The 23,196-nt window shown below is 71.8% G+C and carries 18 protein-coding genes and 1 pseudogene; 13 read left to right on the top strand and 6 right to left on the bottom strand.

Translation table 11 applies throughout. The features are described from left to right. Window positions 1-22 precede the first annotated feature (22 nt). From FHY05_RS11630 to FHY05_RS11600, 7 genes and pseudogenes are all read left to right on the top strand, one after another. The gene (locus FHY05_RS11630) at window positions 23-919 is read left to right on the top strand and encodes a tetratricopeptide repeat protein (RefSeq protein ID WP_183944613.1); all 897 of its coding nucleotides are present in this window, start codon (window positions 23-25) and stop codon (window positions 917-919) included. Beyond that, on the top strand, window positions 916-1,539 hold the full coding sequence (locus FHY05_RS11625; protein WP_183944546.1) for an LON peptidase substrate-binding domain-containing protein: 624 nt from the start codon (window positions 916-918) through the stop codon (window positions 1,537-1,539). Before FHY05_RS11630 ends, FHY05_RS11625 begins: the two co-directional genes overlap by 4 nt. Next, window positions 1,536-1,733 (top strand): Trm112 family protein, encoded by a 198-nt coding sequence (locus tag FHY05_RS11620; RefSeq protein WP_183944545.1) that lies wholly within the window; start codon window positions 1,536-1,538, stop codon window positions 1,731-1,733. Before FHY05_RS11625 ends, FHY05_RS11620 begins: the two co-directional genes overlap by 4 nt. 236 nt (window positions 1,734-1,969) lie before the next feature. Further along, a complete protein-coding gene (locus FHY05_RS11615; RefSeq protein WP_221191143.1) occupies window positions 1,970-2,473 on the top strand; it encodes a CheR family methyltransferase in 504 nt (167 codons plus the stop codon). Window positions 2,474-2,478: 5 nt separating this feature from the next. Further along, window positions 2,479-3,521 (top strand): annotated as a pseudogene (locus FHY05_RS22875) (chemotaxis response regulator protein-glutamate methylesterase). 15 nt (window positions 3,522-3,536) lie between these two features. Then, window positions 3,537-5,258 (top strand): hypothetical protein, encoded by a 1,722-nt coding sequence (locus FHY05_RS11605; protein ID WP_183944543.1) that lies wholly within the window; start codon window positions 3,537-3,539, stop codon window positions 5,256-5,258. 71 nt (window positions 5,259-5,329) lie between these two features. Next, the gene (locus FHY05_RS11600) at window positions 5,330-5,572 is read left to right on the top strand and encodes a glutaredoxin domain-containing protein (RefSeq protein WP_260181499.1); all 243 of its coding nucleotides are present in this window, start codon (window positions 5,330-5,332) and stop codon (window positions 5,570-5,572) included. Window positions 5,573-5,611: 39 nt separating this feature from the next. Here the strand turns inward: FHY05_RS11600 and FHY05_RS11595 are convergent, their stop codons facing one another. From FHY05_RS11595 to FHY05_RS11585, 3 genes are all read right to left on the bottom strand, one after another. Then, window positions 5,612-6,028: a cupin domain-containing protein gene (locus FHY05_RS11595; RefSeq protein WP_183944542.1), complete on the bottom strand. Its 417-nt coding sequence runs from the start codon at window positions 6,026-6,028 to the stop codon at window positions 5,612-5,614. Between the two features lie 65 nt (window positions 6,029-6,093). Beyond that, window positions 6,094-6,972: a type 1 glutamine amidotransferase gene (locus FHY05_RS11590; protein ID WP_311732456.1), complete on the bottom strand. Its 879-nt coding sequence runs from the start codon at window positions 6,970-6,972 to the stop codon at window positions 6,094-6,096. A 79-nt stretch (window positions 6,973-7,051) separates the two neighbouring features. Beyond that, the gene (locus tag FHY05_RS11585; RefSeq protein WP_183944541.1) at window positions 7,052-8,089 is read right to left on the bottom strand and encodes a cache domain-containing protein; all 1,038 of its coding nucleotides are present in this window, start codon (window positions 8,087-8,089) and stop codon (window positions 7,052-7,054) included. Between the two features lie 312 nt (window positions 8,090-8,401). Between FHY05_RS11585 and FHY05_RS11580 the strand changes: the two genes are divergently transcribed. The 5 genes from FHY05_RS11580 to FHY05_RS11560 all read left to right on the top strand — a co-directional run bounded on the left by FHY05_RS11580 (window position 8,402) and on the right by FHY05_RS11560 (window position 18,997). Then, entirely contained in the window at window positions 8,402-11,530 is a 3,129-nt protein-coding gene (locus FHY05_RS11580; RefSeq protein WP_183944540.1) for a TonB-dependent receptor, read from the top strand. A gap of 58 nt (window positions 11,531-11,588) precedes the next feature. After that, window positions 11,589-13,097, top strand: a complete 1,509-nt coding sequence (locus tag FHY05_RS11575; protein ID WP_183944539.1) for a tryptophan halogenase family protein — start codon at window positions 11,589-11,591, stop codon at window positions 13,095-13,097. 46 nt (window positions 13,098-13,143) lie between these two features. Further along, a complete protein-coding gene (locus FHY05_RS11570) occupies window positions 13,144-16,548 on the top strand; it encodes a glycosyl hydrolase 2 galactose-binding domain-containing protein (RefSeq protein WP_183944538.1) in 3,405 nt (1,134 codons plus the stop codon). Between the two features lie 203 nt (window positions 16,549-16,751). Then, window positions 16,752-18,281, top strand: a complete 1,530-nt coding sequence (locus FHY05_RS11565) for a carboxylesterase/lipase family protein (RefSeq protein ID WP_183944537.1) — start codon at window positions 16,752-16,754, stop codon at window positions 18,279-18,281. Beyond that, window positions 18,278-18,997, top strand: coding sequence for a GDSL-type esterase/lipase family protein (locus FHY05_RS11560; protein ID WP_311732455.1), 720 nt, complete (start codon window positions 18,278-18,280; stop codon window positions 18,995-18,997). The genes FHY05_RS11565 and FHY05_RS11560 overlap by 4 nt, the downstream gene beginning before the upstream one ends. A 270-nt stretch (window positions 18,998-19,267) precedes the next feature. Here FHY05_RS11560 and FHY05_RS11555 read toward each other — a convergent pair whose 3' ends face one another. From FHY05_RS11555 to FHY05_RS11545, 3 genes are read right to left on the bottom strand one after another with little or no spacing between them, the layout of a single operon-like run. Beyond that, the gene (locus tag FHY05_RS11555) at window positions 19,268-19,465 is read right to left on the bottom strand and encodes a hypothetical protein (RefSeq protein ID WP_183922385.1); all 198 of its coding nucleotides are present in this window, start codon (window positions 19,463-19,465) and stop codon (window positions 19,268-19,270) included. Further along, window positions 19,462-20,610, bottom strand: a complete 1,149-nt coding sequence (tgt, locus tag FHY05_RS11550; protein WP_183944536.1) for a tRNA guanosine(34) transglycosylase Tgt — start codon at window positions 20,608-20,610, stop codon at window positions 19,462-19,464. The genes FHY05_RS11555 and tgt overlap by 4 nt, the downstream gene beginning before the upstream one ends. Further along, complete coding sequence (locus FHY05_RS11545) at window positions 20,607-21,218, bottom strand: EF-hand domain-containing protein (protein ID WP_260181497.1); 612 nt, start codon at window positions 21,216-21,218, stop codon at window positions 20,607-20,609. The genes tgt and FHY05_RS11545 overlap by 4 nt, the downstream gene beginning before the upstream one ends. 711 nt (window positions 21,219-21,929) lie before the next feature. On the opposite strand from FHY05_RS11545, the gene FHY05_RS11540 reads away from it, so the two are divergent. Next, entirely contained in the window at window positions 21,930-23,123 is a 1,194-nt protein-coding gene (locus FHY05_RS11540; protein WP_183944535.1) for a carbohydrate porin, read from the top strand. Window positions 23,124-23,196: the final 73 nt, after the last annotated feature.

Genomic DNA, 23,196 nt, shown 5'->3' with positions numbered 1-23,196 from the left:
GCGCCCCTTGGCCACGCTAGGAATGTCATCGGCAGAGAAGGAGGCCGTGCAGCGCTTCCGGTCCGAGGTCGTCGAGCCCTCGATGACCAGCCTCGTCATCATCGATTTCTGGGCGGAGTGGTGCGGGCCGTGCAAGGCGCTGGGGCCGGTGCTGGAGAAGGTCGCCGCCGATTACGCCGACAAGGGTGTCGTGCTGGTCAAGGTCGACACCGACAAGGACCAGTTCATCGCGGCGCAGTTCCAGATCCGCTCGATCCCGACCGTCTACGCGATGTTCCAGGGCCAGCTCGTCGCCGACCTGACCAGCGCGCGCACCGAGTCGCAGCTGCGCACCATCCTCGATCAGCTGCTGCGCCAGCTGCCCGTCGCGGGCGAGGCGCAGGCGCAGGAGGCCGAGCTCGAGCCGCTGATCGCCATGGGCGAGCAGGTGCTGGCGGAGGGGGACGCCACCCGCGCGCTGTCGATCTTCGATCAGCTCGCCGACATGGCGCCCGACCATCCCGCGGTGCTATCGGGCCGCATCCGCGCGCTGGTGGCCGCGGGCGAGGTGGACGAGGCAGAGACGGCGATCGCCGCGCTGCCGGAAGAGGTCGCGGCGCTGCCCGACGTCGCGCGCGCGCGCTCGGCACTGGCGCTGGCGCGCTCCGCACCCGCGGTGGACGACCTCGCCCCGCTCGAGGCGGCGGTGGCGGCCGACCCCGACGATCTCCAGGCGCGCTATGATCTCGCCAACGCGCGGATGGCCGCGGGCGACCGCGACGCCGCGGCCGAAGGCTTCCTGTCGATCGTCGCGCGCGAGCGCGACTGGAAGGAGGGTGCCGCGCGCCAGCAGCTGCTCAAGCTGTTCGAGGTGGTGGGCCTCGAGGATCCCTGGGTGTCCGCGCAGCGGCGCAAGCTGTCTGCGGCCCTGTTCGGATGAGCGAGACGACGCGGCTCTCGATCTTCCCGCTGCCGGGTGCGCTCCTGTTCCCTCAGCTGCACCTGCCGCTGCACATCTTCGAGCCGCGCTACCGCGCGATGGTGTCGGACGCCATGGCGCGCGACCGCCGCATCGCGATGATCCAGCCGCGTCCGGACAGCGAGGATCGCGACAGGCCGGGGCTGTTCGAGATCGGTTGCGTCGGCCGCATCGCCGAGGTGGAGGCGCTCGAGGACGGGCGCTACAATCTGATCCTTCAAGGTCTCGCACTGTTCCGCCTGGTGCGCGAGATCGCGGTGTCGACGCCGTTCCGGCAGGTGGAGGCGGTGCTGCTGCCGTCCCCGCCGGACGAGACGCTGTCGCTCGGCGCGCGCTCCTCGCTCGAGCTGGAGGCGCGACGCTTCGCCGAGGCGCAGGGCTATGCGGTCGATTGGAAGGCGGTGGGCCGGCTCGACGACACCAGCCTGGTCAACGGCATCGCGCAGATCGCGCCGTTCGACGTAGCGGCCAAGCAGGCGCTGCTCGAGGCCGGCGGCATCGCCGAGCGCGCCGAGCTGCTGGTGCAGCTGATGCAATTCTTCGGCCGTCACGACGGCGAGGACCGGGTCACGCTGCAGTGAGCGACGCCGTACCGCCGCTCCTCGACGACTGGCTGCTGGCGCGGCTGGTCTGTCCGGCGACGCGGACCCCGCTGCGCTATGACGCGACGCGGGGCCTGCTGGTGTCGGACGTGGCGCGGCGCGGCTACCCGGTGCGCGACGGCGTGCCGGTGCTGCTGGTCGAGGCGGCAGTACCGCTCGATGACACGCCGTAGGTTCGGAAACTGGCTGACCCGATTTGGCGAAGTTATGTCCGGCCCCCTCCGGCCTGATCTCCTGATCTCGGGCCGCGGTGCCTGGTCTCCGCCACTGACCCGGATCGGCGCCAAACTATGGACGCGCTGTCGGATCTCTAGCTAAAATGCCGTAGACGGCATGTGCTGAGCACGTTCGTCAGTCTTTGCTTCATCGATGCCGCTGGATAGCGGCGTTCATCGATGAATCGGGTAAGATGATGTCACAAGGGCCGACCGAGAAGGCCTCGGCGACCGAAGGGGCGTCCGCGTCGATGGAGCAGATGGCCGCCAGCATTCGACAGGTCGTCGGCACCGGCAGGCAGATGGAGACGCTACCACGGCCATGTGCGCGAGCCGCCGAGAACAATGAGGTGATGGCGCCGGCGCGACGCGGTGTGTTCCCGAGCGCGCAGCCCGGTCCCGTGCCGCTGCCGCCGCGCCAGGGCGATCTCCGCCGCGACGTCGACGGGCGCGACGGGCGGCACATGGTGCCCGAGCGGCGTGCCGCCAGCGGTTGCGCGCCGCTCAACCTGATCGACGGACTTCACCCTATGGGCGCGCCGACGCACCTGATCTTCTATCGCGACGTGCTGCTCTATCTCGAACGCGCGACGCAGGTCGCGGGGATGCGGCGGCGCGCCGACTGGATCGCGCCGGGGAGGCTGCGGTTCCTCGGGCACAGCGAGCCGATCGCCGGACCCGTCCTCGCGCGGGTATGAGGCGTATGCGCAGGACCCGCGTCCTGGTGGTCGACGCCGACGCGGGCGTGCGTCAGGCGATGGCCGCGATCCTCACCGCCGATCCCGACCTGGAGGTGACCACCGCCAGCGACCCGCGCGTGGCGGCGCGGCACATCGCGCAGACGGTGCCCGACGTGATCACGCTCGACGTCGAGATGCCGCCGAAGGACGGCTTGACCTTCCTTCGCAAGCTGATGGCACAGCGGCCCCGCCCGGTCGTGTTGTGCTCGTCGCTGGTGGAGGAGGGATCGGCGACGCTGCTTGACGCACTCGAGGCGGGGGCGGTCGACGTTATCCTGAAGCCGCGGGTCGATGTGGTGGAGCATCTCACCGACGCGCATGTGCAGATCCGCGCGCCCGGCCGCGCGCGCGTGCCACCCGCGACGTCCCGCCGCGCGAGCTCTCCGCCGAGGCGGTGCTGCCGCCGCGGAGCGGCACGGCGATGAGCCGCGCCACCGGTACGGTCGTCTGCGTCGGCGCCTCGACCGGCGGCACCGAGGCACTGCGCGAGGTCCTGGAGGCGCTACCGGCCGACGCCCCGGGCATGGTGGTGGTGCAGCCTATGCCCGAGCGCTTCGCGTGCGCCGTCGCGCAGCGGCTCGACTCGCGCTGCGCGGTCGACGTGCACGAGGCCGCCGACGGCGACACGGTGATGCGCGGCCGCGTGCTGATCGCCCCGGGCGGGCTCCGCCACACGCTGCTCGAGCGGCACGGCGCGCGCTACGTCGTCGCGGTGCGCGAGCGGCCGTTGGTGGCGCGCCATGGCCACTCGGTCGACGTGCTGTTCCGCTCCGCCGCACGCCACGCCGGCGCCCATGCGGTGGGGGTGATCATGACCGGCATGGGGGACGACGGCGCGCGCGGGTTGCTCGAGATGAAGCAGGCCGGCGCGCGCACGATCGCGCAGGACGAGGCGACCTCCGTGGTGTTCGACATGCCCAAGGAAGCGATCGCGCGCGGTGCGGCCGACCGGGTGGTGCCGCTGGGGCGGATCGCGCGCGAGCTGCTCCAGGCCGCGGTGCGCTGAGCGAGGAGAAGAAGGATGCTGGTGGCCCCGATCACGCCCGACCGCGATCTCACCCCGATCGAGCAGCTCGTCGACGGGCTCAACGCGCTCGCGGGCGGGCTGGAGGTGCGCTTTCGGGAGGTCGGCGAGACGCTCGCCGCCGCGGTCGACGCGATCGACCGCATGGCCGGCGCGCTCGACGAGGTGCAGCGCGCGCTCACGCCCGAGCGCGCCGGCGCCGCGGTGGCCGAGCTGCGCGCGGCGGCGGCGCGGCTCACCGCGCTACCCGAGGCGCAGCGCCGCCGCGCAGAGGACGTCGCGCGGCTGACGCAGCGCACGCGCACCTTGCGCGCGCTGCTCGCCGAGATGGGCGAGGTGATGCGGCTGCTCGGCTGCTACGGCATGAGCATCAAGATCGCCTCGGCGGGCGAGCCGGCGTTCTTCCAGTTCGTGGCGGTGATGCAGGGCAAGCTGGACGGCAGCGAGCAGCAGCTGCGGCGCTTCGCGCAGGAGCTGGAGCGGTTCGGGCGGATCGTCGCCGACGTGCGGGCGACGGACGCGCGGCTCGCCGGCGAGTGCGCCCGGGTGGGCGAGCAGGTGCCGGTCGAGCTCGCCGCCAGCGCCGACGCGCTCGAGGCGCAGCTCGCCGCGATCGGGCACATGGCGCGGGACGTGGGCACGATCACCCGCGCGCTTCAGCGCGAGATCGCGCGCGTGCTTGCCGCGATCGAGATCGGCGACAGCGTGCGCCTGCGGGTCGAACATTGTGTCACGGTGCTGCGCGTGATCGACCCGTCGGCGGGGATCGACGGCGAGCGTCCGTCACCGCCGCCGCGCGGCGCGGTGGCGCATGTCGCGCGGTTGATCGCGGCGCAGATGCGCGCCATCGCCGACGACTTCCGCGATGAGAGTATCGCGCTGCTCGACTCGCTGGCGCGGCTCAACCCACTCGCCGCCGAGCTGCTCGCGCTGGTCGAGGCACAGGCGGCGAGCGTCACCGGGAGCGCCGGCGGAGCGGGCGGGGACGGCGGCGCGCTGCTCCGGCTGGAGCATGGCATCGCCGCGTCGGGGGGCGTCACGGCGCAACTGTTCGACACCGACGAGCAGCTGGCGATGTTGGCCGCCTTCGTGGAGGAGACCGTGGTCGATCTCGGGCGCGGGTTGCAGGCGATCCGCGCGGTGACGCTCGACGTGCAGGACATCGCCACGAACACCCGCCTGCTCTGCCGCCGCCACAGCGACACCGGGCGCGCGGTCGCGGTGATCGCGACCGAGGTCGACCCGTGCGCGCGCAAGCTCGAGCGGCTGCGCGGTGTGGTCGTCGAGCAGATCGCGGCGCTCGGGGCGATCACGCTGGGCGGCGACCGCCTCGGGAAGGGCGGTCACGCGCGCGGAACGCTGCGCGACGCGCTGGACGTCGTGCGAGCGGCGTGCGAGCGCTCCGACTCGGCCTTGGCGGGGAGCGGCGACGCGGCGCGCCGCGTCATCGCGGCGCTGGAGCACAGCGTCGAGGAGCTGAACGAGCAGCAGATGTTCATCAGCGCGCTCGAGGCCGCGTCGGGGTCACTCCACGACTGCACCGAGGGGCACGAGACGCTGAACGACGTCGACGTCGTCTGCCTGGACGGATTGCTGCCGTGGATCGCCGGGCTCTACACCACGACGCGCGAGCGCGAGATCCACGCGCGGTTCCTGCTGCCGGGCATGACGATGCGGGCGAGCGAGACGGCGGCGGAGGAGGACGACAGTCTCTTCTAAGTCGCGTCGGGAACCCGCGGTGCCGGCACGGCTTAGGTCGCATATCTCTTGAGAAGCATGAGGATCAGGCGATGACGCACCAGGCCACTCTCTACCGCATGGTCTTGCCCGACCATGTCTGCCCCTTCGGCGTGCGGGCCAAGGCGATGCTGGAACAGGCTGGGTACGAGGTGGACGATCGCGTGCTCGCGACGCGCGACGCGGTCGATTCGTTCGAGCGCGAGCAGGGAGTGGAAACCACCCCCCAGGTCTTCGTCGGCGGCGAACGGATCGGCGGCAGCGACGATCTGCAGCGCTGGCTCCGGCGCGGCTGAGATCGGTGCGGGGGCGGGCGTACGCCCCCGCACCCAGCCTCAGTGGCCGACCACCTCGCGCACCTTGTCCGCCGCTTTCGCGAGCAGGCCTTTCTCGGCCTCCTCGGCCTCTTCCTTGGTGCGGAACGCGGCGCCCTCGGGCTCGGCCGGCGGTGCGTAGACCGAGAAGAGCTTGAGGTCGCCGCTGCCCTTGTTGACGATGTTGTGCTGCGCGCCCTTGGGGACGACAACGAGGTGGTTCGGCCCCGCCTTGGTCGAGTGACCGTCGATCACCACCTGCGCGTCACCGGCGACGATGAAGGTGGTCTGGTCGGCGGGATGGGTCTCCATGCCGATCTCCTCACCCGCCGGGATGCTCATGAGCACGATCTGCACCTTGGCGTCGCGGTAGACTTCCTTCTGCCAGAGCTCGTTCTTCGACGCGAGCTCGACCATGTCCTTGTTGAAGATCGTCACAGGATCGTCCTTCCTTGATGTCTCGTTGAGCCGGACGTTCGAGCCGGGCAGAGCGTTCCCGCGGCTCAGCGGCGTCGCCGCGCGCGCGCCGGCAGCACGAGCAGCTCGATGAAGTTGCGGATCTCGATGGAGCGCGTCGCCGCGTCGGTGACCTGTGAGTCGAGCCCGAGCCGCCAGGCGAGATCGCGGCGGTCCGGCTCGGCGCCCAAGGCCTCGACCAGCGCGGCCTGCGCGTTGACGTCGTCGTCGTCGCGCGCGAGCCGGTGCTCGATCAGATCCTCGGCCTGGCGCCGCAGCGCGGCCGCGACCTCGGCCAGGTCGATCTCGGGGTGATATTGCACGCCCCAGAACACGCCGTCGCCGTGGCGGATCTCGGCGGCCTGTACCTCGGCCACGGCGTTGCCGGCGAGCAGCGTCGCGCCCGCCGGCAGCTCGGCGACCTCGTCGGTGTGGATCGCGGGAGCGTCATAGGCGAGCGGGCGGCCGCGCAGCAGCGGATGGTCGCGTCCCGCAGCGGTGGGCGCGATGCGGCGCGCGAAACCCGCCTCGCGGCGCTCACCCATCGCACGCACGCGCCCGCCGGCCGCGACCACCGCGACCTGCAGCCCCGCACAGGAGCCGAAGGAGGGCACACCCGAGCCGAACACGTCGCGCATGAAGGCGATGATGCGGCGGCACTCGGGGCTGTCGTCGTAGAGGTGGAGCGGCGAGCCGGTGAGGAACACCGCGTCGTGCGCGGCGATATCGGCTGCCGTCAGCGGGGTCGCGCCCTCGTCGGCGGGGGTGACGCGGGTGACTCGCGCGCCGGGCGCGATCGTATCGAGCAGCGCGGCATAGGTCTCGCCCGAACTGCGCCCGACGCTGTCGCGGCGCCGCGCGCGCGCGGCGGGCGGCTCGCTCTCGGCGACCAGGAAGGACAGCGCTGGGAGAAGGTGATCGGACACGGGGCGCTGGAACGTGCCGCAGCGCGATCGGGTCCTCTCATCGGTGGCTTAGTTTGACGCCGCCTGCCTGTATGTGACGCTAGAGCGCGGCCGGTCGTCGCGTCAGGGCGGCGACGATCTCGCTCTCGGAGGCGACATGATCCTCGATCACGCAGCGGAACCCCAGCCCCGGCATGCCATGGTCGCTCGGCACCCGCGCCTGAGCGACGGTGAGTCCATCGAGCGAACGGGTAAGCCGCTCGGAACTGGCGACGACGTGCGGGTGCGGCTCGAGGTGGCGATAGCCGCCGGTGGTGGCGACCACGCGCCCCTCCGGATCCACGATCGAGATCGTCGCGCGCGCGGCCCGGTTCATCACCCCGATCAGCTCCGCCACCTGCCCCTCGAAGTCGAACTCGAGGTAGCAGATCCCGACGATCACGCCCTCGCACATCACGGGCGCGACATAGATGAGCACCTTGCGATCGTTCGACCAGGGATTGACCCAGACCTCGTCGGTGACCCAGCCGGCGGTCGCGCCGCCCGACAGCACCCGGCGGAATTGCGCGAAGTCGGCGAAATGGACGTCGCGCACCGCCATATTCTCGTGCGCGCACACCCGCACCTTGCCCTCCGCATCGACGAGGAAGGCGTTGAGGAAATAGGGCGAGTAGCCGAGCAGCGCGCGCAGCCGCTCGAGCGCGCGCGCCTCGGCGCGCGGGTCGGTGTCGAGCAGCAGGCTCTCGCGGATGGCATGGTCCGAGGCGAGGAAGCGCACGTCCACCGAACGGTCGTGCAGCATCCGCGCCAGCGCGTCCGCAATCGACTGGGCCAGCTCGCCGAGCCGTCCGCCCTCGAGCTCGCTGACCAGCTCCGCCGCGATCTCGCTGCCCTGGCGCAGCCGGCCGAGCAGGTCCTCGCGGAACGCGTGCGAGGAGCTGCTCGCCTGCGCCGCGAGCGACTTCACCTCCTGCGCGACGACGCCGAACCCGCGCCCCGCCGCGCCGGCACGCGCTGCCTCGATCGCGGCGTTGAGCGCGAGCAGCTTGGTCTGCGCCGCGATCGCCTCCGACCGGTCGGCATGCGCGCGGACCTCGGTGCTGAGCGAGCCTAACAGCGAACGGATGCGACGCGGCATGGTTATCCTTACGTGAGGCAAGCTGTATACGCAGAGAGCGTGAACCTGGGGTAACTCACCTGTGTCAAGCGCGACCTCCGCTGGGAAGGCGGGTGTGCGGGTGGCGGCGTTCCCACGAAGACTTCCTCGGCGCGCGCCGCCTGATCGCTACTTGACGAGCTTTGATCATACTTAATCCGTATAATGTGAGAGAACGTTCACATCATAGCCGTTCGGCGATCGCTTTGCCGCTTGACAGGGCCATGACTTCCACGGATTAAATCAATTTGATTGACGTATCGCCGAAGAGCGCGTCCACTAAGGAGGGGATTTATGAAGGGGCTCAATGGGTTGAACGCGAGCCGCGCGAAGCTGCTCGCCGCCGTTTCGCTGGTCGGGTTGCTCGGCCTGCCGATCGACGCGCTGGCGCAGACCGGCGCAGGCACCGCCACCGGCGACGCGGCCACGACCGATCCGGACCGCGTTGCCGCCCCCGACCAGGCGGGCGAGGAGCCCGCCGAGATCGTCGTCACCGGCATCCGCGCCTCGCAGGCGCGCGCGATCGAGGTGAAGCGCAACGCCGACAGCGTGGTCGAGGCGATCAGCGCGCAGGACATCGGCAAGCTGCCCGACGTCACCATCTCCGACTCGCTCCAGCGTATCCCCGGCGTGCAGATCCGCCGCGACGCGGGCGAGGGCGCCGCGGTCAACATCCGCGGCCTGCCGCAGGTGACCACCCTGCTCAACGGCGAGCAGTTCCTCGGCGCCAACTCGGTGACGACGGTGCAGCCCAACTTCACCGACATCCCGTCGCAGCTCTTCTCGGGCGCGACCGTGTTCAAGTCGCCGACCGCGTCGCTCCAGCAGGCCGGCCTCACCGGCACGATCGACCTGCTCACGCGGCGTCCGTTCGACCTCAAGCAGGGCCTCACCTTCTCTGCCGCCGGGGAGGGCCAGTACGGCGACAAGACCGAGAAGTGGAACCCGTCGTTCAACGGGCTCGTCGCCTTCCATGGCGACCGTGTCGGCCTGCTCGTGTCGGCGTCGTACAGCGACCTGACGCTCGCGAACAGCTTCCGCGGCGTGCAGGACTATGGTGTCGCGCTGCGCAACGAGTCGGGCAGCGCCACCAACCAGGGCGATTTCGCGGTCGGCAACAACGGCGTCAGCCGCGGCACGCCGGTGCGCGACGCGAGCGGCAACATCACCGGCTACGACGTCAACGGTGACGGCGACGCCAATGACGCGTTCATCACGCCGCAGTCGCACACCGCATGGAACCGCATCACCGATCGCCAGCGCTTCGGCGCGAACGCGTCCTTCCAGTTCGAGATCAACGACGCGCTGCGACTGACCGCGGACGGCTTCTACACGCGCCAGACGCAGTATGACCGCACCGCCGGCTTCCAGTTCCAGAACATCGACTGGCTGTCGTCGCCCTTCTCGCCGACCAAATCGCGCGACACCGGCGCCACCTCGGGCGGCTACAACGTCAACACGGTCCAGCAGTATACCTACGCGCTGCCGAGCTTCGACAGCTACTCGGAGACCTTCCGCACCAAGAGCGAGTCGCAGAACTACAACGTGCAGCTCGACTGGAAGCCGAGCGACACGTTCAAGGCGACCGTGCGCGGCATCTACGGCAAGGCCAATCGCGACCGCGACCAGTCGTACACCCAGTTCAGCCTGACCAACGGCCGCCAATGGGGCTATCAGGCCGACGGCACGCCGCGCACCCCCGGCGTCGCCAATGGCGGCCTCGGCAACTACCCCGCCTCGGTCGGCGGCGACCGCACCTTCAACCCGACCGGCTACCAGGTCTACAGCGACACCGCGACGGTGGATTATTCGAGCGGGGCGCCCGTCTTCGGCTTCTCGCCCGGTTTCCTCGCCCAGGCGGGTGACGCCTCACGCTACGGCCTGAAGACCGTCTCGTCCGAGGGCAACGTCTACCAGAAGGGTGACATCTGGGCGCTGCGCGCCGACGGCGAGTGGCAGCCGAACGACCAGCTCAAGATCGCTTTCGGCGCGCGCTACGGCGAGCGCAGCGTGAACCAGTACACGTTCGATCGCGCCTCACCGGTCTATGCCGGCAACACCGACAACCCGGCCAACCCGGCGGCGGGCTGCCTGGTCAAGTGGAAGGCGTTCGACGTCAATCTCGACGACAAATACTGCCCCGTCCTGGACGCGCAGGGCCGCGGTTACACCGCCGGGCTGACGCGCCAGGCGACCGACCCGATCTTCGCCGGGCTGATCAAGCAGTATCAGCTCCCGGCCGCCGGCGCGCCGACGCTGTGGGCGCTCGATCCGAAGGCGATGGACGACAGCGAGGCCTGGCAGAACAAGTTCTACCCGGGCAGCGTGAACGTCATCAACCCGGCGCTGTCGTTCGACGTCAACACGCGCCAGATCTCGGGCTATGCCCAGGTCTCGGGCGAGGGCGAGCTGCTCGGCATGCCGTTCCGCGCCAACGGCGGCCTGCAGGTCGTCAACACGCGGCTCAACGTGCGGCAGAATATCGTCGGCGTGCCGCAGCCCTACGGGGTCGCGGGCGTGGACGCGGGCGACGTGCGTACCCAGCGCGAGTTCACCGACTTCCTGCCCTCGATCAACATCGCGTTCGACGTGACCGACAAGCTGCGCGCCCGCGCCGCATTCTCGAAGACGATGACGCTGCTCGACTTCCAGCAGTGGGGCGGCGGTCTCAACATCAACTATGCGATCAACACCGCCACCAATCTCTTCGAGGCGCGCACCGCCGACTCGCTCGGCAATCCGAACCTCAACCCGTGGCGCGCCACCAACGTCGAGGGCAGCCTCGAATATTACACGGGCCGGTCGAGCCTGATCGCGGCGGGCGCCTTCTACATCGCGGTCGACAGCTTCATCGATCGCACCACCGAGCTGCGCAGCGACATCCCCGACAACGACGGCGTGATCCGCCGCCAGGTCGTCACCAACACCTTCCGGCAGGGTGAGGGCGGCACGCTCAAGGGGATCGAGCTCTCGGCGCGTCAGTCGCTCGCCGACTACGGTGTCAACGGGCTGTTCGGCGGCTTCGGCGTCGACGCCAACTACACGCTGTCGCTGGGCGACGCGGGGCTCGTCGACCTGGCCGGCAACAACCAGCCGTTCCAGGACAATTCGAAGCACCAGATCAACGCCGCGCTGTGGTTCGAGAAATACGGTCTGCAGGCACGCGTGGCCTACAATTACCGCTCGAAGCGGCTGGTGTCGTCCAACTACGGCGGCATCGACGGCCTCGCGCAGTATCAGCAGCCCACCAACTATCTCGACGCCTCGATCTCGTACGACGTGACTCCCTTCCTGACCCTCTACGGCCAGGCCTCCAACCTGACCGCGGAGACCGAGCGTTACTACCTCACCTGGCCCGACCAGGTGCTGTACGAGAACATCTACGAGCGGCGCTTCATCGCCGGCGCGCGCGTCCGCTTCTGATCGCCCTGGCCACCGCTCCCGCCCTCGGGCAGGAGCGGTGGCGGGTGAGGGACGCTTCATGACGCACGCACCGATCCGCTCGATCACGATCGTCGGCGGGGGGACCGCCGGCTGGATGGCGGCGACCTGGCTGGCGCGGCGCTTCGCCCACCTTCGTCTCGTCATCACCGTCGTCGAGAGCGCCGCGATCGGCACCGTCGGCGTCGGCGAGGCGACCGTGCCCGCGATCCGCGACTTCCTCGCCGCGGTCGAGCTCGGCGAGGCGGAGGTGCTGCGCGAGACCGAGGGCACGATCAAATACGGCATCCGCTTCCGCGACTGGCAGCGCGACGGCCACGATTTCTTCCACCCCTTCGGTCTCTACGGCGTGGCGGCACGCGGCGTCGCCTTCCACCATTACTGGCTCAAGCTGCGCCAGGCGGGCGACCCTACCTCGCTCGGCGCCTATTGCGTCGCGACCCAGCTGGCCGAGCGCGACCTGTTCCTGCCGCCCGCCGATCGACCCGCCAACGATCTCGGCGTGTTCAACTTCGCGCTCCACTTCGACGCCTCCAAGTTCGCCGCGCTGCTCAAGCGGCTCGCGCTGGCCAACCACGTCCGCCACGTCGAGGGTCGGATCACCGAGGTGTTCCGCCACGGCGAGCGCGGCACGGTCGAGGCGGTGCGGCTCGAGGACGGCTCGCGCGTCGAGGGCGACCTGTGGATCGATTGCTCGGGCTTTCGCAGCCTGCTGCTCGGCGAGGCGATGGAGGTGCCGTACGTCGACTGGCGCCGCTGGCTGCCGTGCGACCGCGCGGTGGCGATCCCGTGCCGCGCGTCGGGCCCGCATCGCCCGCTCACCACCGCGACGGCGCGCCCGGCGGGGTGGCAGTGGCATATCCCGCTGCGCCACCGCACCGGCAACGGCTATGTCTATTGCTCCGACTTCGCGAGCGACGATGAGGCGGAGGCGCTGCTGCGCGACAGCCTGGAGGGCGAGGCGCTCGCGTCCGCCAACCGGCTGCGCTTCACCGCCGGGCATCGCGCGCGCTTCTGGGAGAAGAATGTGGTGGGCCTGGGGCTCGCCTCGGGCTTCCTCGAGCCGCTCGAGTCGACCAGCATCTCGCTGATCCAGTCGGGGCTCGACCGGCTCGCCCCGCTGTTCCCCGACGAGGGCTTCGACCCGCGGTTGGCGGCGACCTACAACCGCCAGTCGGTGCTCGAGTTCGAGCGGATCCGCGACTTCCTGCTGCTCCACTATCTGCCCAACCGGCGCGAGGGCGAGCCTTTCTGGGACGCGATCCGCGCGGTGCCGCCGACCGACGGACTCCAGGCCAAGCTCGACGCGTGGCGCGCCGCGGGCGAGTTCGTGCGGCGCGAGTGGGACACGTTCCAGGACGCGAGCTGGCTCAGCCTCTACGCCGGCTTCGACGACCTGCCCGCGCGTCCGTCGCCGCTGGCGGAGCAATATGACGTCGCGACGCTGACCGATAGCCTGACGCGGATGCGCGAGGCGATCGCGGGCACGCTGCGGCTGGCCGAGCCGCACCAGGATTTTCTCCGCCGCGTCGCCGGCGGGGGACAGTGAAAGAGCGCCGCGGCGCCAACCGGGAAGAGAGACGATGGGGTCGAACATGAGGCGGGCGGCGTGGCTGCTGGCGGGGACCGGGCTGGCGCTCGGCGGGACGATCGCCGCGCGCGCCGACGTGCCGGGCAACGGCGGTCCGTACAACGTGCGCAGCCTCGCCGGCGGAATCGGGATCGAGCGCCCGCTCGCGCGCGCCGACGCGCTGGTCGCGGCGGGCGCACCCTACACGCTGAGCGCCTGGGTCCGCCCAGACACGGTGCAGGACGGCGCGGTCACGCTGGTCGCGCTCGGCGCCGCGCCGACGCAGCGCGCGCTGCTGCTCGACGGCGGCCGGCTCGTGCTGCGTGACGGCGCGGCGACGGTCCGCGGGCCGGCGCTGCGGGCCGGCACATGGGTCCATGTCGCGGCGGTCTCGGACGGCGCACGCGTGACTCTCTACGTCGACGGGCGCCGCGTAGGGGGTGGCGCGGCGCGCGCGTCGGCGGTGACGCCCGTGATCGCGATCGCGCCGCCCGGCGCGGCGCATTTCGGCGGCCAGCTCGTCGGCGCGACGGCGGAGAGCGGCGCAACCGACGCGCGGGCGCTCGCCGCCGCGGCGCGCGCCCGCCCCGACTTTGACACGGTGCAGATGACCGAGATCGGCGTCGGCTGGCCCTTCCAGAAGACCGCCAACATCGGCCTGACCGTTCAGCAGGACGCCTGGACGCTCCCCAAGTCACGCGCCGACGCGACGACCCGGCCGGTCGCCAAGCCCGTGCCGCAGCGACCCGTGATGCAGCCGACCGCGCCGGGCCACTGGCAGCTCAACGGCTGGCAGCTCGCCGCCGCGCCCGAGGTGGCCGGTGATGGCGCCGCGCTGTCGCGCCCCGGCGCGGCCAAGGGTGACGCGTGGCGCGCGGCGACCGTGCCTGGCACCGTGCTCCAGACGCTGGTCGACCGCGGCGTCTACCCGGACCCCTATTACGGCCTCAACAACCTCCAGATTCCCGAGCGGCTCGCGCGGCAGGATTATTGGTACCGCACGCGCTTCACCGTCGCGCCCGAGGCGGCGGGGAAGCGGCTGACGCTCGTCTTCGGCGGGATCAACTACGCTTCCGAGGTGTGGGCCAACGGCGAGCGGCTCGGCACGACGCGCGGCGCGTTCATCCGCGGCCAGTTCGCCTACACGCCGGTGGCGGGCGAGAATGTCGTGGCGGTGCGCGTCTCCCCGCCGCCGCACCCCGGCATCCCGCACGAGCAGTCGGTCGCCGCGGGGGTCGGCGAGAACGGCGGCCAGCTCGCGATCGACGGCCCCACCTTCGTCGCGACCGAGGGCTGGGACTGGATCCCCGGCATCCGCGACCGCAACACCGGCATCTGGCGCCCGGTCGAGCTGGTCGCGACCGGCGCGGTGAAGATCGGCGACCCGCACGTCGTCACCGACCTGCCGCTGCCGCGCACCGACAGCGCCGACGTCTACGTCACGGTGCCGCTGGACAACGCCGGCGCGGCCACGGCGGTGACGGTCCGCGTCGCGTTCGGTGGCGTCACGGTCGAGCGCCAGGTCACCGCCGCGCCGGGGCACAGCGAGGTCGCCTTCACCCCGCGCGACTTCCCGCAGCTGCGCGTCGCGAACCCGCAGCTGTGGTGGCCCAACGGCTATGGCGAACCGCACCTCTACGACGTCAGCTATCAGGTGAGCGACGCCGCGGGCGTCTCCGACCTGCGCAAGGGCCGCTTCGGCATCCGCGAGGTGAGCTACGACCTGTCGCTGTTCGATCCCGCCGGCGCGCTGCGCCGGGTCAACGTCCAGACCACCGACGGCGCGCTCGCGGGCACGAAGCTGATCGACGTGCGCCACGCCGCGATCAAGGAGTCGCCGCGCGGCTGGGCGGAGTCGCTCACCGCCGCGGGTGCGACCTCCAGGGCGGTGACGCCGATCGCCGAGACCCTGCCGGAGCCGCACCTCACGCTGCGCGTCAACGGCGTCCGCATCGCCGCGCGCGGCGGCAACTGGGGCATGGACGACGCGATGAAGCGCGTGAGCTACGACTGGCTCAAGCCCTTCTTCCGGCTCCAGCGCGAGGCGCACATGAACGTCATCCGCAACTGGATGGGCAACAACGACGAGGAGGAGTTCTTCGATCTCGCCGACGAGAACGGCATGATGGTGCTCAACGATTTCTGGCAGTCGACGCAGAACTTCCAGGTCGAGCCCGACGATCCCTCGCTGTTCCTCGCCAACGCGCGCGACACGATCGCGCGCTACCGCAACCATCCCTCGATCGTGCTGTGGTTCGGCCGCAACGAGGGCGTGCCCTATCCCACGCTCAACGAGGGGCTCGACCAGGCGGTGTTCGAGCTGGACGGCACGCGCTGGTTCACCGGCAGCTCGAACGTGGTCAACCTGCAGGGCTCGGGGCCGTACAATTACCGGCCGCCGGTCGGCTATTTCACCGATCTCGCCACCGGCTTCTCGGTCGAGACCGGCACGCCCTCGCTGTCCACCGCGGAGTCGATCGCCAGCTACGTGCCCGCGGCGGACCGCTGGCCGCTCGGCGACGTGCTCGCCTACCACGACTGGCACGTCAGCGGGAACGGCGACACCAAGACGTTCACCGCGACGCTCGACCGGATGTTCGGCGCGGGCACCAGCTTCGCCGACTTCGAGCGCAAGGCGCAGATGATGAACCTCGAGACGCACAAGGCGATGTACGAGGGCTTCCTCGGCCATCTCTGGACCAAGAACTCGGGGCGGCTGCTGTGGATGACCCATCCCGCCTGGCCGTCGAACGCGTGGCAGATCTACTCCTGGGACTATGACACGCACGCGGCCTATTACGGCGCGAAGAAGGCGGCCGAGCCGCTCCACGTCCAGCTCAACCTGCCCGGCAACGAGCTGGTGGTGCTCAACACGACGCAGGCCGCCGCGCCGGGTCTGACCGCGCGCGTGCGCGTCGTCGGGCTCGACAATCGCGAGCTCTTCGCGCGCGAGGACCGGCTCGACGCCGCGGCCAACGCGGCGACGACGCTGGCGGCGGTGCCGCTCGACCGGCTCTTCGCCGAGCATCCGATGGTGCTGGTCAAGCTGGTGCTGGCGGACGCGGCCGGGAAGACGGTGTCGGAGAACTTCTACTGGCGCGGGCGCGACGAGGGCGCCTATCGCGCGCTCAACGACCTCGCGCCGGTCGCGCTCGCGACGTCCGCGGAGAGCGCGGCCGAGGGCGACGATCACGTCGTCCGGGTGACGCTGAGCAACGATGGCGCCGTGCCCGCGCTCAACGCCAAGCTGACGCTGGTCGATGCCGCCGGCAAGCGCGTGCTGCCGGCCTATTACGACGACAATTACGTTGCGCTGCTGCCGGGCGAGAAGAAGGTGATCGCGATCCGCTATCCCGCGAGCGGCGCGACCGCGGCGGCCGTGACGCTGGCGGGCTGGAACGTCCGCGCGACCAAGGTGGCGGTGAAGTGAGGCGCGCGCTGCTCGCCGCGCTGGCGCTGGTGGGGATGGCGGCGGCTGCCGCAGCGGGAGGGGCCGACCTCGACATTCGCGGGCCCAGCGGACGCGGTGCCTCCGCGTCGCTCCGTCATCCCGGACTTGGTCCGGTATCCACGTCGCCTCGCACCTACCGCGTGGTGGACGTGCGGAACGGTGGATCCCGCACCCAGTCCGGGATGACGGACATAGAGGTCGGGAGCGCCTCGCCCCCGGCTTCCAGCCCCGTGTTCCTGCGCGCGCAGGAACCCAGGGCCGCGAGCGCGGGCGCCCGTGACCCTGGGCTCTCTCGTCCGCAGGAGCACGGCGCCGGCGCCCCCGTCGCGCGCACCAGCCTCGGCAGCGTGCGCGGCACGAGCGCGGGCGGGCACCTCGTCTTCCGCGGCCTGCCCTATGCCGCGCCGCCGCTCGGCCCGCGGCGCTTCGCTCCACCGGCAGCGCCCGCGCGCTGGCCGGGCATCCGCGACGCCGCCGTGCCGGCCGCGGCCTGCACCCAGCAGGACTACGCCTGGAACCGCGCCGATCACCTCCACCAGTCGGAGGACTGCCTGACGCTCGACGTCGGCACCGAGGCGCTCACCGGTCGCCGCCCCGTCCTCGTCTGGATCCACGGCGGCGCCAATTACGCCGGCTCGCCCGGCGACATGGCCGAGTCGCCGATCGTCGCGCGCGGCATCGTCATGGTCGGGGTGCGCTACCGGCTCGGGGCGCTCGGCTTCCTCCACCACCGCAGCGCCGGCGGCGGCAACCTCGCGACGCAGGACCAGATCGCGGCGTTGCACTGGGTCCATGAGAATATCGCGCGCTTCGGGGGTGACCCCGACGCGGTGACGATCGCGGGCGAGAGCGCGGGCGCGCAGGACGTCGGGCTGCTCGTCGCCGCCCCCGCCGCGCGCGGGCTGTTCCGTCGCGCCATCATGGAGAGCGGCACGCCCGGCTTCGGCCTGCCGTGGCGCTCGCGCGACGAGGCGCTGCGGCTCGGCGACCAGGTCGACGACGCGCTCGGCGCGCACGGCGACGCGGCCGAGATGCGCTCGGTGGCGGCCTGGCCGCTGCTCGTCGCCGGCGAGACCACGCACGACCAGCTGCTCACCGACGACAGCTATCGCTGGCTGCGCACCACCGTCGACGGCACCGTCTTCCCGGACGCGCCCGACCGGCTGCTCGCGGCCGCCCCGAGCGTCGACGTGCTGATCGGCACCAACCGGATCGAGCTCGACCTGCCCGGCGGGCACACCCGACGCGACGCCTTCGTCGCGCTGAGTTATCCCGGCCACGAGGCGGAGGCGCGGCGCTTCTACCGGCTCGACCAGCCCGAGCCGCGCGCCGACCCGGCCGACCGCGACGGCACGCGCGACCAGCGCATCGCCACCGACGCGACCTTCCGCTGCCCGGCGCAGCGCTTCGCCGCGTCGATGGCGCGGCGCGGCGGAAAGGTGTGGCGCTACCTGTTCGACGGCAGCGCCACCGGCGCGCCGACGCGGCACGCGCTCGAGATCCCCTTCATCTACGCCGATCAGCCGCTGGGCTCGCTCCACCTGATCGACTATTGGGCCAATTTCGTGAAGACGGGTGACCCGAACGGCGCTGGCCTGCCGGTCTGGCCCACGGCGGACGCGGCGCAGACCTATCTGGCGCTCGACGCCGCGGGCGCGCGCGCCGCGACGCCGCCCGCCGAGGACGTGTGCCGTTGGGGAGATTCGCTGTGATCGATCGTCGCGCCGCGCTGCTGGGAGTCGCCGGCGGGATCGCCGCCGGAGCGCTCGCCGCCCCGGCCGCCGCGGCGGACGAGGCGGCCGAGCGCCGGCTCCACGAGGACTGGCCGTGGCTCGGCCGCTACGCCGCGGACAACCGCCGGCTGATCGAGGCGCGGACGAAGACCGGCATCGTCTTCCTCGGCGACTCGATCACCGAGGGCTGGGGCAGCAAGCGACCGGGCTTCTTCACGCCGGGGCGCGTGAACCGCGGCATCGGCGGGCAGACCACGCCGCAGATGGTGCTGCGCGTGATGGCCGACGTGGTGGCGCTGCGCCCGCGCGCGGTCCACCTGATGGCGGGCACCAACGACATCGCGGGCAACACCGGGCCGATGACGCCGCAGCAGACGCGGGACAACGTCACCGCGATGATCCAGCTCGCGCGCGCCAACCGGATCGAGGTGCTGCTCGCCTCGATCCCGCCCGCGGCCAATTTCCCGTGGCGACCGGGGCTGGAGACGGTGGCGCCGATCCGCGCGTTCAACGCCTGGGCGCGCGAGGCGGCGCCGCGGCTGGGGGCGCGGTTCGTCGACTACACCCCCGTGCTGGCGGACGCGGCGGGCGGGATGCGCCCGGGACTGGCCTACGATGGCGTGCACCCGACCGAGCGGGGCTACGACGCGATGGCGACGGTGATCGAGCCGGTGCTGCGCCGGATGGAGCTGTAGCGGAAGGGCCCATCCTCCAGGCTCCCGCGCCGACCGAGCCGACGCGCGTCGTCGCTCTCACCGCCTGGCTGGCGTGAACAGCGGCGTTCGCTACGTCGTCCCGGCCTTGCGCCGGGACCCATGCCGCCGCAGGAGCACCCCGCTCGGTGTGCGCGGCGCATTGGATGCCGGATCACGTCCGGCATGACGGTGGGAGAGAGGTCGCGCTCGCGACGCGCCCAGGACGAGCCAGCGGGAGCGCTCGGCCAGCCCTCGCCCCTCGCGCTGCTCCTACTTCTCGTCGCGTCGCGAGTTGGCGAACAGCACCGCCGCCGCCACCGCGGCCGAGCCGATCCCGGCCGCGAGCCACGTCTTGCCGCCCTGCCAACGGCGGTCGCGGCGCTGCTGCGCCGCCTTGCCCGCGCCGGCTTCCTCGTGCGCCTTGGCGGCGGCCACTTCGGCGAGGATCTCGTTGGGTTGGTCGCTCATCGGGTCTCTCCTTTGCCCGCGCCATAACGCGCGCGAAACGCGTTGGCGAACGTCGCCAGCACGCCCTGCGCGATCGCCGCGCGCAGGTCCGCCATCAACGCCTCATAGAAGGCGATGTTGTGCTCGGTCATCAGCATCGCGCCGAGGATCTCGCCGCTGCGCACCAGATGGTGGAGGTAGGCGCGGGTCCAGGTGGCGCACACCGCGCAGCCGCAGTCCGGGTCGAGCGGCGCCTGGTCCTCGTTGAAGCGCGCGTTGCGGATGTTGATCGGCCCGTCGCGCGTGAACGCCTGGCCGGTGCGCCCCGACCGGGTCGGCATCACGCAGTCGAACATGTCGACCCCGCGCTCCACCGCGCCGACGATATCGTCGGGCTTGCCCACCCCCATGAGGTAGCGCGGCTTGTCCGCGGGGAGCTGCGCCGGCGCATAGTCGAGGCAGCCGAACATCGCCGCCTGTCCCTCGCCGACCGCGAGCCCGCCGATCGCGTAGCCGTCGAAGCCGATGTCGACCAGCGCGTCGGCCGAGGCGCGGCGCAGCCCCTGGTCGAGCGCGCCCTGCTGGATGCCGAAGATCGCATTGTGCTCGGCGTGCGCACCGCCGCCGTCGAAGGCGTCGCGGCTGCGCCTCGCCCAGCGCATCGACCGCTCCATCGCCGCGGCCTGCACCTCGCGCGTCGAGGTGGTGGGGACGAGCTCGTCGAACGCCATCACGATGTTCGAGCCGAGTAGCCGCTGGATCTCGATCGAGCGCTCGGGCGTGATCAGGTGGCGCGTGCCGTCGAGGTGCGAGGCGAAGGCGACGCCCTCCTCCGAGCGCTTGGTCAGCTCGCTCAGGCTCATCACCTGGTAGCCGCCCGAGTCGGTCAGGATCGGCCGCTCCCAGCCCATGAAGGCGTGGAGCCCGCCGAGCCGCGCCACCCGCTCGGCGCCGGGGCGGAGCATCAGGTGGTAGGTGTTGCCGAGGATGATGTCGGCGCCGGCGCGCTCGACGTCGGCGGGCTTCATCGCCTTGACCGTCGCGGCGGTGCCGACCGGCATGAAGGCGGGAGTCCGGATGTCGCCGCGCTCCATCCGGATCGTGCCGGTGCGCGCGGCGCCGTCGGTGGCGTGGACCTGGAAGGCGAAGCGGGGGGCGGCGCTCATCGCGGCCGCCCGGTCAGGTCGTCGCGATCGGCCGGCGGCGGACCGCGGCGGCCGCCGTCCTTCGGCTTGCCATCCCTGTCCTTGCCATCCCTGTCCTTGCCGTCCTTCTTACCGGGCGGCCGCCGGCCCGCGGTCGGGCCCTGCGCGTCGACGGGCATGGTGCGATAGGTCAACAGCTCGGCGCGGCTGACGAGATGGTCGCCGTCGCGGTCGTAGCGCGCGAACAGGCGGGAGAAATGGTTCTCCAGCTCGTCGAGCGTGATCGCGTCGTCGTCGTCGCGGTCGACCTCGTACGGGCTCGGTAGCGCGTGCTGGTCGCCGAGGAAGCGCAGCGCCCAGTCGGAGAAGGCGATGTAGCGCAGCTTGCCGGTCTTGGCGGTGTCGATCGCCTCGAACGAGCGGCGCACACCCTCCTCCAGCTCGGCGCGGTCGACCATCGCGTCGCCGTTCGAGTCGAAGGTGGCGATCATCATCGCCACCGGCTCGGCGACGAGCGTGGCGGGGGTCTGCGGCGCGGCGGGCAGCGGCGCGCGCACCGTCACGGTCTCGCCCTCCTGCTGCGGGAGCGGCGCGGGCGCGGCGGCGAGGAGCAGGGCGAACGCGAACATGCTCCCGTCCGTGACAGAAGCGGGGGCGCGGGCCAAGGGGCGCCGTGTGGCGCGTGCCGGTCGATGACGAGCGTGGACCATCCGGCCAAGTGGCGGCGGTGGCGGGCTTTCGCCCTCTCAGGTCGGCGTGGCGGCGGGCGCGAATGTTGCGAATGTTGAGTCGCCGGCGCGGTTCGCGCGAACCTTGAGTCTGGCGCCGGCGGCGGGGTGGTGCTGGTTGACGGACGTCGGCGGACGGGGGGCGGCCGGCGACGATGAGACAGAGCTGGGGGTGGGTGTGGCACGTGGGCGCGGTGTAGGACAGCGGGGGCGTTGAGGTATGACCTTCGCCGCCCGCGAGATCCTCCCTGGCACCGGGGGGGGGCCGCGCGTTAGCGCGTCGGCGGAGGGGGCTGTCCCCGCAGCGCAGCGCCTGCGGCCCCCCCTTTCCACCGCCGGCTTCGCCGGCGGGTCCCCCCTCCCCTCGAGCGGGGGGATCTGAGGAGTCGCGCCGGTGACCGTCAGTCGCTCACCTGCGCATTCACCGGTCCCGCCGTAAACCGCGCGCTTGCCCCGGCGAAGGCCGAGCCCAGCTGGGGCCGATCGTGAGTCTGATCGCGCCCGTCCCACCCGGGCCCCTTCACCGGGACATGGCGCGGCTATCCACCGCCCCCTTGTTCGCCCCGCGCGCGCTCGGCTAAGCGCCGCGCGCCACGGGGGCGCGGAGGTGACATGGGGGTCAGATCGACGCGCATCGCGCTGCCGCTCGCGTGCCTGACGCTGATCGCGGCCCCCGCGCGCGCGCAGGACGAGCGCCCGACCGGCTACCCCCGCTCCGCCAACGAGCGCCGTGATGGCGCGGTGACGCTCTCCGCGGTCTACACCGCCGAGCTGGCCGCCGATGTCGCCGGGGGACGCGCGCGCGGCGCGCGCTACCTCGACAATCTCGACCTGCAGGCGGCGCTCGACCTGGAGCGGCTGGTCGGCTGGCGGGGCGCGCGCGCCTTCGGCTATGTCATTCGCGACACCGGGGCGAGTCTCTCCGCGCTGAGCGGCGACGCGCAGGGCGTGTCGAACATCGAGACCGCGGTGCCCGCCACCCGTCTGTTCGAGGCCTGGATCGAGCAGGACATCGGGCGCCGCGCCTCGATCAAGGCGGGGCTGTACAACCTCAACGCCGAGTTCGACACGACCGTGAGCGGCGGGCTCTTCCGCCTGTCGTCGCACGGCATCGGCCCCGAGCTGGCGCAGTCGGGCCGGCGCGGGCCGTCGATCTTCCCGGTGACGTCGCTCGCGCTGCGCGGCGAGGTCGGCTTCGGCACCCACTGGCTGCTCCACGCGGCGGCGCTCGACGGTGTGCCGGGCGACCCCGACCACCCGGCGCGGACCGCGATCCGACTGCGTCGCGCCGACGGCGCGCTGCTGGTCGCCGAGCTCGGCTGGCTCGACCGCGCCACCAAGGTGGCGATCGGCGGCTGGCGCTACACCGCCCCGTTCGCGCCGATCGGTGACCCCGCGGCACGCGGTCGCGGCAACGCCGGCGGCTATGTGCTGGCCGAGCGCCAGCTCGTCGGCGACGCCCGCGGCGGCGCGGGGGTGAGCGGCTGGCTGCGCTTCGGCGTCGCCGATGCGCGCTACAATGCGATCACGCGCTACCTCGGCGGCGGGCTGGTGCGCTCGGGCACGTGGCGCGGGCGCGACGACGACCAGTTCGGCGTGTCGTTCGCCTGCGCCTGGTTCGGCGAGCGCCACCGCGCGCTGGCCGACACCGGCGCGCGCGAGCTGGTCGTCGAGGGCGCGTATCGCTGGGTCGCGGCACGCTGGCTCAGCCTCGAGCCCGACGCGCAGTGGGTGATCGACCCGAGCGGTCGGCGCGGCACGCCCGACGCGCTGGTGCTCGCGCTCCGCGTCAAGGTCGGACGCTGACGCAAAGTCGTTGCGTTCGGGCGAGTGCGCCCATAATGTCTGAGTAATCGTGATTTGGGTGAGCCGCGTCGGG

The sequence above is a fragment of the Sphingomonas sp. BK580 genome (genome assembly GCF_014194975.1).
GTDB lineage: Bacteria > Pseudomonadota > Alphaproteobacteria > Sphingomonadales > Sphingomonadaceae > Sphingomonas.
This window is presented reverse-complemented; position numbering and strand designations above follow the sequence as displayed.